At 67.6% G+C, this 15,866-nt stretch carries 14 protein-coding genes; 4 read left to right on the top strand and 10 right to left on the bottom strand.

Features of this window, described 5'->3' with window-relative positions:
- Positions 1 to 65: 65 nt before the first annotated feature.
- Positions 66 to 1,559, bottom strand: coding sequence for a M20 family metallopeptidase (locus QE395_RS13500; RefSeq protein ID WP_306990513.1), 1,494 nt, complete (start codon positions 1,557 to 1,559; stop codon positions 66 to 68).
- Between the two features lie 238 nt (positions 1,560 to 1,797).
- Between QE395_RS13500 and QE395_RS13495 the strand changes: the two genes are divergently transcribed.
- From QE395_RS13495 to QE395_RS13480, 4 genes are all read left to right on the top strand, one after another.
- Positions 1,798 to 2,088: a helix-hairpin-helix domain-containing protein gene (locus QE395_RS13495; RefSeq protein WP_306990510.1), complete on the top strand. Its 291-nt coding sequence runs from the start codon at positions 1,798 to 1,800 to the stop codon at positions 2,086 to 2,088.
- A 345-nt stretch (positions 2,089 to 2,433) separates the two neighbouring features.
- Positions 2,434 to 3,489, top strand: coding sequence for a L,D-transpeptidase (locus QE395_RS13490; protein WP_306989577.1), 1,056 nt, complete (start codon positions 2,434 to 2,436; stop codon positions 3,487 to 3,489).
- Positions 3,490 to 3,514: 25 nt separating this feature from the next.
- Positions 3,515 to 4,240: a murein L,D-transpeptidase catalytic domain family protein gene (locus QE395_RS13485; protein WP_306989575.1), complete on the top strand. Its 726-nt coding sequence runs from the start codon at positions 3,515 to 3,517 to the stop codon at positions 4,238 to 4,240.
- Between the two features lie 14 nt (positions 4,241 to 4,254).
- The gene (locus QE395_RS13480) at positions 4,255 to 4,860 is read left to right on the top strand and encodes a HutD family protein (protein ID WP_306989572.1); all 606 of its coding nucleotides are present in this window, start codon (positions 4,255 to 4,257) and stop codon (positions 4,858 to 4,860) included.
- On the opposite strand, the gene QE395_RS13475 is transcribed toward QE395_RS13480, so the two are convergent.
- The 9 genes from QE395_RS13475 to QE395_RS13435 all read right to left on the bottom strand — a co-directional run bounded on the left by QE395_RS13475 (position 4,854) and on the right by QE395_RS13435 (position 15,834).
- Entirely contained in the window at positions 4,854 to 6,464 is a 1,611-nt protein-coding gene (locus tag QE395_RS13475) for a sulfite reductase flavoprotein subunit alpha (RefSeq protein WP_306989570.1), read from the bottom strand. The two genes, QE395_RS13480 and QE395_RS13475, sit on opposite strands and share 7 nt — an antisense overlap.
- Entirely contained in the window at positions 6,461 to 7,435 is a 975-nt protein-coding gene (locus tag QE395_RS13470; protein ID WP_095363746.1) for an FAD:protein FMN transferase, read from the bottom strand. Before QE395_RS13470 ends, QE395_RS13475 begins: the two co-directional genes overlap by 4 nt.
- A 2-nt stretch (positions 7,436 to 7,437) precedes the next feature.
- On the bottom strand, positions 7,438 to 8,244 hold the full coding sequence (locus QE395_RS13465) for a DUF4198 domain-containing protein (protein ID WP_068849875.1): 807 nt from the start codon (positions 8,242 to 8,244) through the stop codon (positions 7,438 to 7,440).
- 54 nt (positions 8,245 to 8,298) lie between these two features.
- Positions 8,299 to 8,817 (bottom strand): DUF2271 domain-containing protein, encoded by a 519-nt coding sequence (locus QE395_RS13460; RefSeq protein WP_210131782.1) that lies wholly within the window; start codon positions 8,815 to 8,817, stop codon positions 8,299 to 8,301.
- A 35-nt stretch (positions 8,818 to 8,852) separates the two neighbouring features.
- Positions 8,853 to 9,494 (bottom strand): PepSY-associated TM helix domain-containing protein, encoded by a 642-nt coding sequence (locus QE395_RS13455; protein WP_095363795.1) that lies wholly within the window; start codon positions 9,492 to 9,494, stop codon positions 8,853 to 8,855.
- Positions 9,495 to 9,703: 209 nt separating this feature from the next.
- Entirely contained in the window at positions 9,704 to 12,136 is a 2,433-nt protein-coding gene (locus QE395_RS13450; protein WP_306989566.1) for a TonB-dependent receptor, read from the bottom strand.
- 148 nt (positions 12,137 to 12,284) lie between these two features.
- Complete coding sequence (locus QE395_RS13445; RefSeq protein WP_306989564.1) at positions 12,285 to 12,713, bottom strand: hypothetical protein; 429 nt, start codon at positions 12,711 to 12,713, stop codon at positions 12,285 to 12,287.
- A gap of 94 nt (positions 12,714 to 12,807) precedes the next feature.
- Positions 12,808 to 13,494 (bottom strand): Fe2+-dependent dioxygenase, encoded by a 687-nt coding sequence (locus QE395_RS13440; RefSeq protein WP_210131776.1) that lies wholly within the window; start codon positions 13,492 to 13,494, stop codon positions 12,808 to 12,810.
- Between the two features lie 18 nt (positions 13,495 to 13,512).
- Positions 13,513 to 15,834: a catecholate siderophore receptor Fiu gene (locus QE395_RS13435; protein ID WP_306989562.1), complete on the bottom strand. Its 2,322-nt coding sequence runs from the start codon at positions 15,832 to 15,834 to the stop codon at positions 13,513 to 13,515.
- Positions 15,835 to 15,866: the final 32 nt, after the last annotated feature.

The raw sequence follows: 15,866 nt of genomic DNA, 5'->3' as shown, positions 1-15,866 counted from the left end.
GCGCTGTTTCCCGCAGAAGATTGACGCAGCCTACCAAGGGCAGGCTGCGTCCGTCATCGTCGCTATCAGCAGCAGCCGTGGCCGCCGTGGCGGGTGCCGCTGTCGGCGGCCACCGGCGAACCGCTGGTTTCACCGCGCAGGCTGGCCGCGTAGTGCTCGCTGATCACCTTGGACACGCACGAGGTGACGCGCTTGCCCATCGGGATGTGCAGGAACTCGTTCGGGCCGTGCGCGTTGGAATGCGGGCCGAGCACGCCGGTGATCATGAACTGCGCGCCGGGGAACTTCTCGCCCAGCATGCCCATGAACGGAATCGAGCCGCCTTCGCCCATGTACATCGCCGGCTTGCCGAAGAAGGTCTGGCTGGCCTCGTCGATCGCCTGGGTCAGCCACGGCGCCATCGCCGGAGCGTTCCAGCCGGAGGAAGCCTTTTCCAGGTCCAGCTTCACTTCCGCGCCGTTCGGCGGGTCGCGCAGCAGGGCTTCCTTCAGCAGTTCACCGCAGGCCTTGCCGTCGGCGGTCGGCGGCAGGCGCAGCGACAGCTTCACCGCGGTATGCGGGCGCAGCACGTTGCCGGCCGAGGCCAACGGCGGCATGCCGTCCACGCCGGTCACCGACAGCGCCGGGCGCCAGGTGCGGTTGAGCACCAGTTCGGTGAGGTCGTCGTTCATCGGCTTGAGGCCGTCGACCATCGGGAATTTCTCGAAGATCTCGGTATCCACCACCTCGGCAGCGCGCTTGGCCTGGGCCTGGCGCTCTTCCGGAATCTCCACGTGCATGCCGTCGAGCAGGATGCGGCCGGTCTTTTCGTCTTCGATGCGCGACAGCAGCTGGCGCAGCAGGCGGAAGCTGGACGGCACCACGCCGGAGGCATCGCCCGAATGCACGCCCTCGTTGAGCACCTTCACCGAGAAGTTGCCGCCGGTCAGGCCGCGCAGCGAGGTGGTGCACCACAGCTGGTCGTAGTTGGCGCAGCCCGAATCCAGGCACACCACCAGCGACGGCTTGCCGATGCGGTCGGCCAGGTGGTCCACGTAGGCCGGCAGGTCGTAGCTGCCCGATTCCTCACAGGCTTCGATCAGCACCACGCAGCGCGCGTGCGGCAGGTTCTGTTCCTGCAGCGCCAGCACCGCAGCCAGCGAGCCGAAGATGGCGTAGCCGTCATCGGCGCCGCCGCGGCCGTACAGCTTGTCGCCGCGCAGCACCGGCACCCACGGGCCGAGGTCGTCGTCCCAGCCGGTCATTTCCGGCTGCTTGTCCAGGTGGCCGTACAGCAGCACGGTGTCGTCGCCGGTTTCGGCGCCGGTGGCGGGAATTTCCAGCAGCAGCAGCGGCGTGCGGCCTTCCAGGCGCACCACTTCGACCTTCAGGCCCGGCAGCTTCTGCGCCCTGGCCCAGGTTTCCATCAGGGTGACGGCCTGCTCCATGTAGCCGTTCTCGACCCAATTGGCGTCGAACATCGGCGATTTGTTGGGAATGCGGATGTATTCGACCAATTGCGGAACGATCTCGCTGTCCCACTTTTCACTGACGAATTGGCCGAGCTTGGCGCTGTCCATCTGGTACTCCGAATGCATGTGGCTGATCCCGCCATTCTACGCCTGCGCAGGGGGTAGGGATTTCCCTACATCACGTCAGGTATTTAGCTGGCTGTGTGAAGGTGATGTGGACGATAGGCTGTGTGTATGTGGCGAGGGACACTGACTGCTCCGACGGGATGCCGGCAGCGGTCGGTCCGACGTCACAGGGAGCTACACGGTGGGGCCTTGGTTTTCGTGGAAGGCGCTTGCGCTGGCACTGCTGTTGACCGGAACCGCTTCGGCGGCCGACCGCATCAACATCAATACGGCAGATGCGTCGACGCTGCAGCAGGGATTGACGAACGTAGGGGCCCAAAAGGCCCAGGCGATCGTGGCGTACCGGCGACAACACGGACCTTTCCTCCGGGTCGAGGACCTGGCACGGGTGAAAGGGATAGGGACAGCAACGGTCGAACGGAATCGACGACGGATGACGGTGGGGGCCATGGCGGCGCCCACGGTGGCACCGCCCAGGAGGGCAGTGCCGGCACCCGTACCAAGGCGCTGACACAACAGGATGGGTCGCGACCGGCATGAAGCCGGTCACGGTAGCCAGGCAGGAGCCGGCCACCTCGACAGCCGCAGGGACGGGGCACGCAGGGACGCAGCGCGGAGGGATTGGCGCGGATCCACCAGGACGGTGGCATCCATACCCGGGAAGGGGACGGATGGCGGAACAACATACGGCCGAGTGCATGGAGCATGGCCGGCACCCACACTGGGCAGGACGCACAGGGGGAAGGCGGGATGCCGACAAGGACGTGACGATTGCCCGGTCCGCACAGGGATGTGTGACCGGGCAATTTCTTTTCTGGGGGTGTAGCGTCACCCTCAAATCCCCGGGATCTTTTTCATGGCACCACGCCGCACGCTGCTCACCCTCGGACTTGCTTCGCTGCTGGCCACCGCTGTATTTCCTGCGCTGGCCGCCACTCCACCTGCACCCGCAGCAACCCAGCCAGAGCCGGGCCCCACCGACCTCAAGCCCGGTCAGTTCCTCTGGCATCCGGAAATATCGCCGGCCGGGCCGATCGTGCTGGTGGTCAGCCTGGATGAGCAGCGTGCCTACGTGTACCGCAACGGCATCGCCATTGGCCTGAGCACGATCAGCTCGGGCAAGGCCGGGCATGAAACGCCGACCGGGGTGTTCACCATCCTGCAGAAAGACAAAGACCACAAATCCAACCTCTACAACAGCGCGCCCATGCCCTACATGCAGCGGCTGACCTGGGACGGCATCGCGCTGCACGGTGGCAACCTGCCCGGGCATCCCGCGTCGCACGGCTGCGTGCGCCTGCCCCAGGCCTTCGCGCAGAAGCTGTTCGGCGAAACCAAGCGTGGCGATACCGTGGTGGTGGCCGACGCCAAGAGCGCGCCGATGACGCTGGCCTACCCGGCGGTGCTGGCCCCGGTGAACAGCGTGGGCAAGACCCTGCTGGAAACCACCGGTGCGCCGGACCAGTATTGGAATGACAGCGCCGCACCCTCGGGCCAGGTGGGCATCCTGGTCAGCCTGCACGACCAGCGCCTGTACGTGCTGCGCGACGGCGTGCTGATCGGCGAATCGCGGCTGGAAGCCAAGGCGCTGCCGGCGTTCGAGGGCACCACGCTGTTTGTGATGCAGGACGGCTATTCGGACACCGCCAGCCCGCTGGATGCGACCCAGAAGCTGCACAAGTGGACCGCCTACCCGCTGCTGGGGCAGAGCGCTGGCAACGCCAGCCCGGACCTGCTGGCCACGCCCAGCCTGCCCATGGCGCTGCCGCCGTCCTTCGCCGCGCAGCTGTACAAGGTGCTGGTGCCGGGCACCACGCTGCTGGTGACCAGCCTGCCGGCGGTTCGCCCGGTGGCGGATGAACAGAACCTGCAGCCGGTCTTGGAATCCGACGCGGGCGGGGCCACCTTGTAGGGATGGCCCTGCCGGTACCGCGTTGATGCGTTCCATTCCCGTTTCGATTGCCACCGTTGCCCTGTGCGGGCTGGCGCTGACCGCGCCGGCTGGCAGCGCCCGTGCGGCGACCACGCCTCCACCCCGCACGCTGCCCCCGGCCCAGCTGGCCGACATGCTGGCGCGCGCCGCGCCCAATGCGGACCGCAAGGTGCTGCAGCTGGCCGCCAACGCGATGACCTGCGCCCTGCGCCGGCCGGAGCTGGGCGTTGATCCGGGCCGCTTGAGCGTGATTGATTACTCGCGCCCGTCCACCGAACAGCGCATGTGGGTGTTCGACCTGGCCCACCAGAAGCTGCTGTTCGAGGAGTGGGTGGCCCATGGCCGCAACAGCGGCGGCAACGCCACCGAACGCTTCTCCAACCGCGATGGCAGTTTCATGTCCAGCCTGGGCGCGTTCACCGCCACGGAAACCTACATGGGCGGCAACGGCTATTCGCTGCGCCTGGAGGGACTGGAGCCGGGCTTCAACGACAAGGCGCGCGACCGCGCCATCGTCATCCACGGTGCGCCATACGTGAATCCCACCATCGCCCGGCTGCAGGGCCGGCTCGGCCGCAGCCTGGGCTGCCCGGCGGTACGCCTGACCGTGGCGAGGCCGCTGATCGACAGCCTGCGCGGTGGCGCGATGGTGTTCGCCTACTACCCGGACAAGGAGTGGCTGTCGCGCTCGCAGCTGCTGGAAGCGGACTGCGGCGGCAAGCCCGGCTGAGGCACAATGGCGGCATGTCGACCGCCACCGCATTGAGCGCTGCCACGCGCGTCATTCCCAGCTTTGAATACCGCCGCGAACGCTGGCGAAATGGTCTTGGCTGGACGCGGGAAATCCTGCGCGTGCCGGACAGCGATGCGTGGCTGGTACGTTTGTCGATTGCCGAGATCGAACAGGATGCGGCGTTCTCGTCGTTCCCCGGCATCGACCGCGAACTGGTCCTGCTGCGCGGCGAAGGGCTGCGCCTGCGCTTTGCCGATGGCGCGCTGCATACGTTGCTGCCACCACACGATCGCCTGCGCTTTGCCGGCGAAGCGGAGGTCCATGGCGAGCTGGTGGATGGGCTCACCCATGATTTCAACCTGATGTGGCGGCGCGACCAGGTCGATGCCGAACTGCTGCACCGCCCGCTGGTGGGCAGCATGTTCTTCTTCACCGAGCCGGGCACGGCGTGGGCGATCCATCTGTTGGCGGGGCAGGCGGAGTTCGAGGGTGAGCCGGAACTGCCGCCACTGGAGCAGGGCGACACCGCGTGGCTGGCGGCAGGGCCGCGCCGCCGCTACGCGTTGCGTGGTGGCGGTGAGCTGCTCGCCATCCGCCTGGACCAGCGCGGTCAATAAACGTCGCGGCGGTAGCGGCCGGCGACGATCAGGGCTTCCTTGCCTTCGCGGCCCAGCGCCTGTTCGATCACCGCGTCCACTGCCGGGGCCATGCCCTGCAGGCTGCCGCAGACCAGGATCGTGGCGCCGTCGCGGACCCACTGGCGCAGGGTGTCCAGCTGCGCGAGCAGGCGGTCCTGCACGTAACGGTGCTCGCCGCCGTCGCGGCTGAACACCGTATCCAACCGCGCGATCATGCCGTCACGTTGCCAGCGCTGCAGGTCTTCCTTGAAATAGAAATCATGCGCGGCGGTACGCTCGCCGAACAGCAGCCAGTTGCGACCGGCGCCAAGGTCCACCCGCGCACGAAGGTGCGCGCGCAGCCCGGCAATGCCGGTGCCGTTGCCGATCAGGATCAGCGGTGCGTCCGGCGCGGGTGCGTGGAAATTCGGGTTGCCGCGGAAGCGCAGGTTGATGCGCCCACCCAGCGCCGCGTGATCGCACAGCCAGCCGCTGCCCAGCCCCGGCGTGCCATCCGGGCGCAGCAGCCGCCGCAATAGCAGCAGCACGTGGCCTTCGCCCGGCATGCTGGCAATGGAATATTCGCGGTGCGGCAACGGCTTGAGCGTGGCCACCAGTGCCGTGTCATCGGCCGGTACCGCATCGGGCAGTACCGGCAGGTGCGAGCGCGCCAGCCACTCACGCAGCGGCTGCCCCTCGACCATCGCCGCGCCGTCGCGTGCATGCGTGGCCAGCCAGGCATCGACCTCGACCGGACTGTGCTGCGGACCAATCTCCGCCACATCACCGGCCTGCCACGCCGGCAGCACGCCATCGGCCGGCACCAGGCTCACCCGCCACGTCGCCGCGCCGGGGCTGCCGGGGTTTTCCTGGCGGCGCGACTGCAGCTGCCAGGGCTGGTACTGCGCCGGCGCCCAGTCGGGCAGCTCGGTGGCGTTCCCGCCAAGCTGGCCCAGCAACTGCTGCCAGTGGCGCAGGGCGGCCGGGTCGGCGTTGTCCACTTCCACCGTGTCGAACAGCGGGTGCGCGCCGTGCTGGCGCAGCCACGCATCGAGCTGGTGGCCGAACGCGCAGAAGTGCCCGTAGCTGCGGTCGCCCAGTGCCAGCACACCGTAGTGCAACTGCGGCAGTGCCATGTCCTGCGGCATCACGCGGCGCAGGAAGGGAAGGGTGTGGTCCGGTGGATCGCCTTCGCCGGTGGTGCTGGCGATCAGCAGCACCCGGGTGGTCTGCTGCAGCAATGCGGCGTCCACCTGGTGCAGGCCGCGCACGCGCACCGGCACCCCGGCCGCGCGCAGGACCTCGGCGCTGCGCTCGCACAGCTGCTGGGCGAACCCGGTCTGGCTGGCCCAGACCAGCAGCGTCGGTGCTGCGCCGGCGGCGCCGCCAACATCGTCGCGGGTTCGGCCGCGCCACCACAGCAGCGCGCATAGCGCCGCGTAGGCGGTGAGGGTGCCTGCCGCCCAACGCCAGTGCGAGGCCAGTGGCGTGGCCAACCACCAGTCTTCCTGCAGATGCAGGCGCAACAGCAACCACGCCAGTCCGGCCAGCAGGGCCACCACCAGCACATTGCCCACTATCGCGCGCGACGGGCTGCCTTTCATGCAGCGGCATCCTGTTCGGTGAGCAGCGCGGTAAACGCCGTGCTCAAGTGTTCTTCGATGCCCTGCGCAGTGCGGGTGATGAAGCGTGCGGCGAGCGCGTTGGCATTGGCGAACGCAAGCCCTTCCTGGGCGCCCATCACCGTCAACGCGGTGGCCCATCCATCGGCGTGCATGGCGTGCTGGGCGACCACGGTCACCGCGGCCGCCGTGCGGCTGACCGGCGCGCCCGCGCGTGGATCCAGCGTATGGCTGTAGTGCGTGCCATCCTCGACGAATTGGTGCCAGCGATCACCGGAAGTAGCAACGGCCAGATCGTCCAATGCCAGCACGCGCGGCGGATGCGCAAGTTCTGCTTCTTCTTCGGGACCTGCTTCGACCAGGACACGCCACGGCTGCCCATCGGGCTTGCGCCCATAGCCGTGCAGCTCGCCGCCCACTTCCACCAGTGCCGCCGCAATGCCCTCGCCGCGCAGCCAACGGCTCACCAGGTCCACCGCAAAGCCCTTGGCGATGGCCGAAAGATCCAGCTCCAGTCCACCCGGCTGCAGCAGGCGGCCATGCTGCCAGTGCAGCCGCTGCCAACCGCAGCGTGCCTGCGTGGCGGCCAGCCGGGCAGCATCGGGAACGCGTTGCGCGTGTGCGTGCGCACCGAACCCCCACAGTGAGACCAGCGGGCCGACCGTGGGATCGAACGCCCCTTCGCTGCGCCGGGCGATATCGAGCGCGCAGTCGATCACCTCGGCGAACAGGCCGGGCAGCGGCAGCGACGTGCCGGCCGCTGCGCGGTTGAACGCGGCAATGTCGCTGGCCGCTTCCCAGGTGCTCATCTGCGCGACCACCGCATCCAGCTGCGCCTGGATCCCCGCATGCAGCGGGTGCAGATCGCGGCCGGGCGTGGTGGTCAGTTTGACCTGCCAGGTGGTGCCCATGGTGTGGCCACCGAGGCTGGCGATGTCGTGCAGGGTGGACATGATTACAGCGGCAGCACTTCCAGCGTGGCGACGTAGTTCAGGCGGCGGGTCTTGGCCTGCTTGAGCGTGGTCTTCTTGTCTTCGCTGCTTGTTTCCAGCCAGTACATGCCGGCTTCGGGCCAGGTGACCGAGAACTCGCCCTTCTTGTCGCTGGTGACCTTGATCTCTTCCTGGGCGTTGCGGTAACGCGTGCCGCCACGGGTGATCTCGAAGGCCAGGCCGGCGCGCGGCTTGCCGTCGACCAGCACGCGGAACCTGGCTTCTTCGCCGGCGGCCAGGTCGTTGGGATGGCCCACGGCGACCAGCTCGATTCCCGACTTGGTCGGCGCCAGCGCGGTGCTGTTCGGGGTGCCGTTGGTGACGAAGGTTTCGATGCGGTTGACCGACTGGCTTACCTGCAGCTTCTTGGCCTTCTTCGGCACTTCAGTGGCGAAGGTCGCCACGGTGCCGCGCCAGCGCTTGGGCTTGCCGTCTTCTTCCCAGCTGGCCGACAGGCCGTTGTTGACCGAGGCCAGGCGGTAGGTGCCCTGCTGGGTCAGCTCGACATCGAACACGCTGCGGAACTTGCCGGTGGAGGCGTTCTGCGGCTGCACGGTGCTGCCGTCCGGTGCGGTGATGACCAGGCTTTCCAGGCGCAGCGGCACGTGGTTGAAGTAGAACAGGTCGTTGGACACCGCCGCATCGACGGTGATCCACGGATGGTCACCGGCGATCACGGTCTGCGAGGGCTGCAGCCAGGCCTTGTGGGCCAGGGCGGAGAACGGAAGGGCGGCGGCCAGGGCGGCGGCTAGGACGAGCGAGCGCTTCATCAACAACTCCATGTACAGGTTAAGGGTGCCCTCGACGGGGAGGGCAGTGGAACATCAGGGCTTGGACGACAGCGTGACCAGGCCCAGCTCGGTGCTGCCCTGGGCCTTGCCGGTCTGCGGCGCGGTGGCCGGCCAGGTAAAGGGAATCTTGACCAGCTCGCGGCCGCCGACTTCGCGTGCCGCTTCCACCACCAGCGTGTAGTTGCCCGGTGCCAGCGCCTTCAGTGCCGGCTGCTTGTCGGTGAACGACAGCGCGTGGGTGCCGACCGGTCGGGTCGGCCCGGTCACGCCGTCCACCGGCACCTTCAGCTCGCGGCCGCTCTTGCGCCACCACTGGCGCAGGTCGGGCAGCCACTTGGTGCCATGGCCTTCGCTGTTGCCGGTCTGCTGGTACCAGACCGCCAGGTTGGCGGCGACCTTCTGGTCGGCGCCTTCCAGCCACACCGCCACATACGGGCGGTGGTACTCGGCCACGTTGAGCTTGGGCACCTCGACGTTGATGTCCAGGGTGGTGGCATAGGCCGGCGAGGTGGCCAGCAGGCCGCTCAGGGCGATGGTGAGGGTGACGCGCATGGGTGCGGCTCCGGGAAGGGGAAGGGCGAAGGAAGTCAGTGGATCAGGATCAGGGCGATCAGCAGCGGCACCATCAGGCCCAGGCCCACCAGCGGCCAGGTCATGCGGCGCTGGCGCGCATGCAGGTGCAGCAGGAACAGGCCCGTGATGCAGAACACCAGGCAGGCCACGGCGAACACATCCAGGAACCAGCCCCAGGCCGGGCCGGCGTTACGGCCCTTGTGCAGGTCGTTGAAGTAGGACACCCAGCCGCGCGAGGTGGCTTCGTATTCCACCGCGCCGCTTTCGCGGTCGATGCTCAACCAGGCGTCGCCGCCGGGGCTGGGCATGGAGAGATAGATTTCCCCGGCGGACCATTCGGCCGGACGACGGCCGATGGAAATGCCCAGTTCGCGGTCCAGCCAGCGCACCGCCGGGCGTGGCACCGGGGCGTTGCCGTCGGTCCGGTCGCCCAGCTGGCCCAGCAGCTCGGCCGGCAGTTCCAGCTGGCGGTTCAGCACCTGCGGGGTGGCCTCTATCTTTGCCGCATGGTTCAGCGTGATTCCCGTGGCGGCGAACAGCAGCATGCCGATCAGGCACACCGCCGAGCTGATCCAGTGCCACTGGTGCAGGGTGCGCAGCCAGAAGCCACGGCTTTGCTGTTGCTGTACGGCGGAAGAAGGAGCGCTGGTGGCCACGGTCACGGCAGGAAGACGAATAGCCAATTACACCATTGATGAGAATGGTTCGCAATTATTGGTCGCGCGATGCCGGTCTGCGGCGTGTGCCGACCAACGGTCGGCACCTACCAGTGCGTGGGGCGCCCGGTGTGCCTGGGGCGCCCGGTGTGTGTGGGAGCCGGTAGCGCCCGACCGTTGGTCGGGCGGCGGCGCGCAGCGCCGGGACCTCAGAACGCCGCGTTCAACGAAATCCAGTAACTCCGACGCTGGTCCTTCGTCGCGTAATCATCCACGCAGTTGTACTCACTGTCGCTGATCAGCACGCACGACTGCGAGACGAAATCCTTGTCGAACAGGTTGTTCACCCGCGCGTTTACCGTCAGCCACTCGTTGATGTTCCAACTGCCACCCAGGTGGAAGATGGTGTAATCGTCGTAGTACCGCACCTGCGACGAACTCACCCCGCCCACGTTGCTCACCAGCGTGTCCCGATAGCGGTCATACCGCCCCTCACCGATCAGCGACAGGCTCACCGCCTCACTGACCTGCCAGTTCAGGCTGGCATTGGCCATGTGCTTGGCGGGATTGCCGGCGATCGGTTGGCCGTTCGCGGCGCCGCTGGTCTGCTCGGACTTCGTATACGTGTAGTTGCCTCGCAGCTGCAGGTTCTGCAGCAGGTCCACGTGCGCCGCCGCTTCAATGCCCCGCGTTTCAGCCGTATCGATGTTCACGCTCTGGCTGAAGGTGCTGTAGCCCAGCGCCGCCCAGCCCGGGCCCACGTCCACGCAGTAGCCGCCGCCGACCGGTGCCACTTCGCAGTTCGGGAAGGTGCCGCCGCTGGCGATCTTGTCGTCGAACTTGTTGAGGAAACCGGTGACGTTGAAGCCCCAGCGCTCGCCCTCGTAGTACGAGGCGATTTCATAGTTGGTGCTGGTTTCGGGCTGCAGGTTGGGCGAACCCACCAGCGGCAGCACGCCCTGGCCGCCGAACCCGGTGACGCCGGGGAACAGCTGGTCCGGGCGCGGGGTCTTGTAGCCGGTGCTCACGCCACCCTTGAAGGTCCAGGCGTCGCTGGCGTTCCACACCAGGTAGGCACGCGGGCTGACGTGGCTGCCGAAGATGTTGTGGTCGTCGTAACGCACGCCCACCGTTGCGGTCAGCGCATCGGTCAGCGCCCAGTTGTCCTCGGCGAACACAGACCACATGCGGTGCTTCTGCTTGACGTTGTCGCGGTAGCCGGCGCCGTCCATGCCGAACACGCCGTCGAGCATGTCGGTGTCGGTGTACTGGCCGCCCACGGTCAGTTTGTGCGCGTCCAAGCTCATGTCGAGCATGGTGTCCAGCACGTAGCCTTCCAGCTCCATGGTGCGCAGCGGGCGTGGCAGGAATGCTTCCAGGCGTGCCATCTCGGCGGGGTTCAGCGCGGCGAGACCGTTACGGGCGCCGGCGGCGCAGTTGTTGGCCGCGCCGGTGCGGCGGCACACGTCGTTCCACAGCGTCTGCAGGTCGGCGCGTTCGTCCAGGGTCAGCGGCAGCGAACGCCCCAGGTTGTTGCTCCTGGTATGGGTCAGCGTGGTCTGCCAGGTGCCGAATGCATAACGGCCCTGGTGGCTCAGTGCCAGCTGGTCGCGCTCGTAGCGCTGGTAGGCGGTGTAGCCCACGCGCGGCTGCACCACGCGGCGGGTGACCGTGCCGGTGCCGTTGGGGTTCGGAATGGTGGCATTGCCCACGCGCCAGAGGCTGGCAGCGCTGTCCAGCGTGCCGGTCTGGCCTTCGCTGTTGTCGTACTTCTGGCGCGAGACGTCGTAGTCCAGTGACAGGTCGTGGTCGTCGTTGATCGACCAGCTCAGGCGCACGCCGGTGTTCCAGTTGGTGTTGGCCACCGCCTTGCCACCACCGCCGAAGCCGATGCTGCGTTCCCACAGCGTGCCGTCGGGCAGGGTCAGTGCTTCCCATTCCGGGTTGGAGGCCTTGGCATCGTAGTAACTCCCGCGCACGGCTACGTCCAACCGTTCCTTCACCAGCGGGCCGGTGAGGTACACGTCGGTGGTGCGTGCATCGCCGAACTGGTCGTCCTGCTGCACGGTGAAGCCCTGGGTGACCGAGCCGTGCCAGCTGCCCTGGTTGCGACGGGTGATGATGTTGATGACCCCGCCCATGGCATCGGAGCCGTACAGCGTGGACATCGGGCCACGCACCACTTCAATGCGCTCGATCGCATCCAGCGGCGGCAGGTAGGCGAACTGGCCGCCGCCGAAGTTGTTCGGGTACAGCTGGCCCACATTGCTCTGGCGGCGGCCGTCGATCAGCACCAGCGTGTACTCGGACGGCATGCCGCGCATGGAGATGGTGGCGCGGCCGTTCTTGTCGGTGGTTTCCATGCCCACGTCGATGCCTTCCACGTCGCGCAGCGCATCCACCAGGCTGGTGTACGGGCGCTTGGCCAGCTCCTCGCGGCTGACCACGCTGATGCTGGCCGGGGCGTCGGTGATCTTCTGTTCGAAGCCCGAGGCGGTGACCACCACCTGGTCCAGGGTCTTGGGGTCGCCCGCGACATCGCCGGCGGCGAAGGCGAAGGCGGGGGCGCTGAGCGCGCCCAACAGGGCAACGCTCAACGAGCAGCGGGACAGGGACGTGCGACGACGATGGCGCTGGGCCATGGGAAGTACCTCGAAAAGGATGCGAACGCGGGAACGCCGTGGCCGGCGGCCGCAGCGCAATCGAAAAATCGTCAGGGGGCCTGCAGTGCAGGCAGCAGCGGCGCTCGGCGGCGGTCGTGCAGGCGCAGCGACGCGGACGCGGGCGGGATCAGCCCTGCGGGGGCGCCTGGCCGCGCTGGACGCGCAACCCGGGGGCCGCCGGCAGCGGTGTTGCCGGGGCGGAATCGATGGTGGGGATGACCTGCGGCGGCAGCTCGGCCAGGGTGGCCATCAGGGCATCCAGCGAATCGGTCAGCGGCGGCTGGGGCAGGCGCGGCGGCGTGGCCGCCGGGCGGGCACTGGCCGTCCGGCGTGGCTTGGCCGGGGCTTCTTCCTGCAGGCGATTCTCGCCGCCGGGACGTTCTTCGGCGGGCTGCTGCAGCACCAGCGCGGCGGTGCCGGGCAGGCGCTGTTCCAGCAGCGGCAGCGTGCCCAGCAACATCGAGAGCAGGGCCAGCCACGCCAACACCGTCGCCAACGCCGGGCGCTGCCCGCGCATGGCGGGGGCAAAGCTGCGGTGGCGGTGGGGGTGGCGCAAGGAGATATCCCTGTCGGAGCACGTCAGCAGGTCTGGCGCGGCGGGGATTGTAGAGAGGGTATGTAACAAACGCAAATGGGAATGATTTACAGCGTCAGGTCTCGCTCCAGCGACGCAACAGGTTGTGATACACGCCGGTCAACTGCAGCACCGCCCCCGGATCGCCGCCGGTCACGCGCAGCGTCTCGATCGCGCCATCCATCTCCAGCAGCATCCGCCGTGCGCCATCGTCGCGGACCATGCTCTGTACCCAGAAGAACGACGCCAGCCGTGCGCCCTGGGTGACCGGGTTGACCTTGTGCAGGCTGCTGGACGGGTACAGCACCAGGTCGCCGGCAGGCAGTTTCACCTCATGCTCGCCGTAGGTATCACTGATGACCAGTTCGCCCCCTTCGTAGTCCTCCGGCGCATTGAGGAACAACGTGCATGACACGTCCGAACGCAGGTGGCTGCGCACGCCCTGGCTGTCGGTGATCATTACCGCGCCATCCACATGGAAGCCATACTCGCCACCGCCCTGGTAGCGGTTGAAACGCGGCGGAAGGATGCGCAGCGGCAGTGCGGCGGCGAAGAACAGCGGGTGCCGTTCCAGCGCCGCCAGCACGTTCCTGCCCAGCTCGGCCTTCAGCGGTGAGGCGTCAGGCAACTGCTGGTTGCGCTTGACCTGCGCGCCCTGCACGCCCACGGTCTCGCGGCCGTCGGCCCAGTCTGCCGCGGCAAGCGCGCGCTGCAGGTGGGCCAGTTCGTCGGCGTTGAGGACATCGGGAACGTGCAGGAGCATGGCAGGGTCCTTGGTGGATCAGAAGCGGAAGTCCGCGCTGAACAGCACGCTGCGCGGGGCGCCCGGGGTGTAACGGTAGCCGCTCTTGTTGATCGCGGCCACATAGTCCTTGTCGAACAGGTTGTAGGCGTTCAAGCGCAGCACCAGGTGCTCGTTGATTTCATACGAGGCCACTGCGTCGTACACCGTGTACGACTTGGTGAACGCCGGCGTGCCCACCGCGCCATCGGTACCGCGGTGCATGCGGCCGGCGTAACGCACGCCACCGCCCACGGTCAGGCCGAACGGGAAGGTGTAGCTGGTCCAGCTGGTGAAGGTCGCGCCCGGGGTGTAGGTCAGGTTACGGGTGCCGTCGGCGGCCACGTTGGCGCCTTCCTCGACTTCGGTATCCAGGTGGCTGTAGCCGGCCGACACCGACCAGTTGTCGGTGATGCGGCCCACCGTGGACACCTCGATGCCCTGCACCGACTTCTTGCCGGTCTGGGTCGGGTTGCCGGCATCGTCGAGCACCTGGGTGTTGATCTCGTTGCTGACTTCGGTCTTGAACAGCGCGACGTTGAAGGCCAGTGCATCGTCGAGGAAGGCCCACTTGGTGCCCACTTCAAGCGTCTTGGCCTTCTGCGGGTCCAGGCTGGGGTTGTCGGCGCTGCTGGCCGAGCTGCTCAGCTGGAAGTTGCTGCCGCCCGGGGGCTGCTGGGACAGCGCGTAGTTGCCGTACAGGCTGACGATGTCGCCGACCTTGTACACGGCGCCCAGCTTCCAGTTGAGCAGGGTGTCGGAATGCTCCAGCGACGGATTGGGAATCACCGTGCCCACCGGGTTGCTGCCGCACGCCGGGCCACGCCCGCCGCACACCACCGCGCTCTGGTACTCGGTCTTGTAATGGTCCGCACGCAGGCCGGCGGTGACCAGGAAGCTGTCGGTGAAGTTCAGCGTATCGAACAGGTACACCGACGAGGTGGTGGTCTTGCCACGGCTGTCGGCACCGTTGTGTGCCCAGGTCAGGCCGGTGGCGTTCCAGTCCGGGTTGTACAGGTTGGCCGGCGACCAGGTGGTGCCGTTGGTGGCCGCCTGCCCGAAGCTCTTGAGTTCTTCGCGGGTGAACTCCACGCCGGTGCTCAGGTTGTGCACGATGGCGCCGGTGCTGACGTCCGCGCGCAGGTTGAGCTGGTCGGTGAGGATGGTGTTCTGCTGGTCCTTGAAGGTCGGCAGGCTGCGCGCGATGGTGTAGGTGTCGAGGTTGTTGCGGTCGGTGTAGCGGATGTTGCCGGTCGGCGCACCGTTGGCGCCGCGCGTGCCGGTGCCCATGAAGGCGGTGAGCATGTAGTCCTGGTCGGTACGGCCCCAACGTGCGGTGTTGGTCAGGCGCACGCTGTCGTTGAAGTCATGCTCGACGCGGAAGGTGGCCATCTTCGCGGTGACATCGTCATGGTCGGCGCGGGTGCCGTAGAAGTTCTCCGGGTTCACCGGATGGCCAGCCAGCGGTTCCAGCGTGGGCTGCGGCGTCCAGCCGGGCAGGCCCAGGGTCGGCACGCCGCCGTCGGGCACGTTCTGCTGGTCCACATAGAGCAGGTTGAGGATATAGCGGGTGTTGGTGCCCAGACCGAACGCCAGCGACGGCGCGATGCCCCAGCGCGAGTTGTTCACGTGGTCGCGGCCGGGCTGGTCGCTGTCCTGCCACATGGCATTCAGGCGCAGCGCGCTGGTGGCGCCGAGGGACTGGTTCCAGTCGGCCGACGCGCGCTGCTGGCTGTCGCTGCCGACCGACACGGTGCCGCTCACCGCGTCATGCAGGTTGGCCTGCTTGCTCACCATGTTGATCGAACCGGTGGGCGCGGAGCGGCCGTTGTCGGTGCCGGCCGGGCCCTTGGACACTTCCACCTGCTCGGTATTGAACACATCGCGCGAGATCGAGCCGACATCGCGCACGCCGTCCACGAAGATGCTGCTGGAGGTATCGAACCCACGCATGAAGATGCTGTCGCCGGTGTTGGTGTTGCCGTTCTCGCCGACGTAGAACGTACCCACGCCCGGGCTGTTGCGCAGCGCATCGGTCAGCGTGGTCGCGCCCTGCTGGGTGAACAGGTCGCGGCTGATGATCTGGATGGTCTGCGGCGTGTCCTGCAGGGACTGGGTGAACTTGGGCGATGCGACCTTGTCGACCTTGAAGCCGCGGGCGGCCTGCACCTGCACCTGGTCCAGCGTGCGCGGGGAGTCACTGGCCGACTCGGCCTGGGCGGCCACCGGCAGCATGGCCAGGCTGAGGCCGGTGACGAGGCTGGCGGTGGCCAGGCTGGCGGCACTGCGGGCGGGGGAGGAATGCTTGCGGCTCTTGATCATGGTGGTGATGGACCTGGAAACGGGAAGAGGAA

It is taken from the genome of Stenotrophomonas sp. SORGH_AS_0282 (genome assembly GCF_030818125.1).
GTDB classification, from domain to species: domain Bacteria; phylum Pseudomonadota; class Gammaproteobacteria; order Xanthomonadales; family Xanthomonadaceae; genus Stenotrophomonas; species Stenotrophomonas rhizophila_A.
This window is presented reverse-complemented; position numbering and strand designations above follow the sequence as displayed.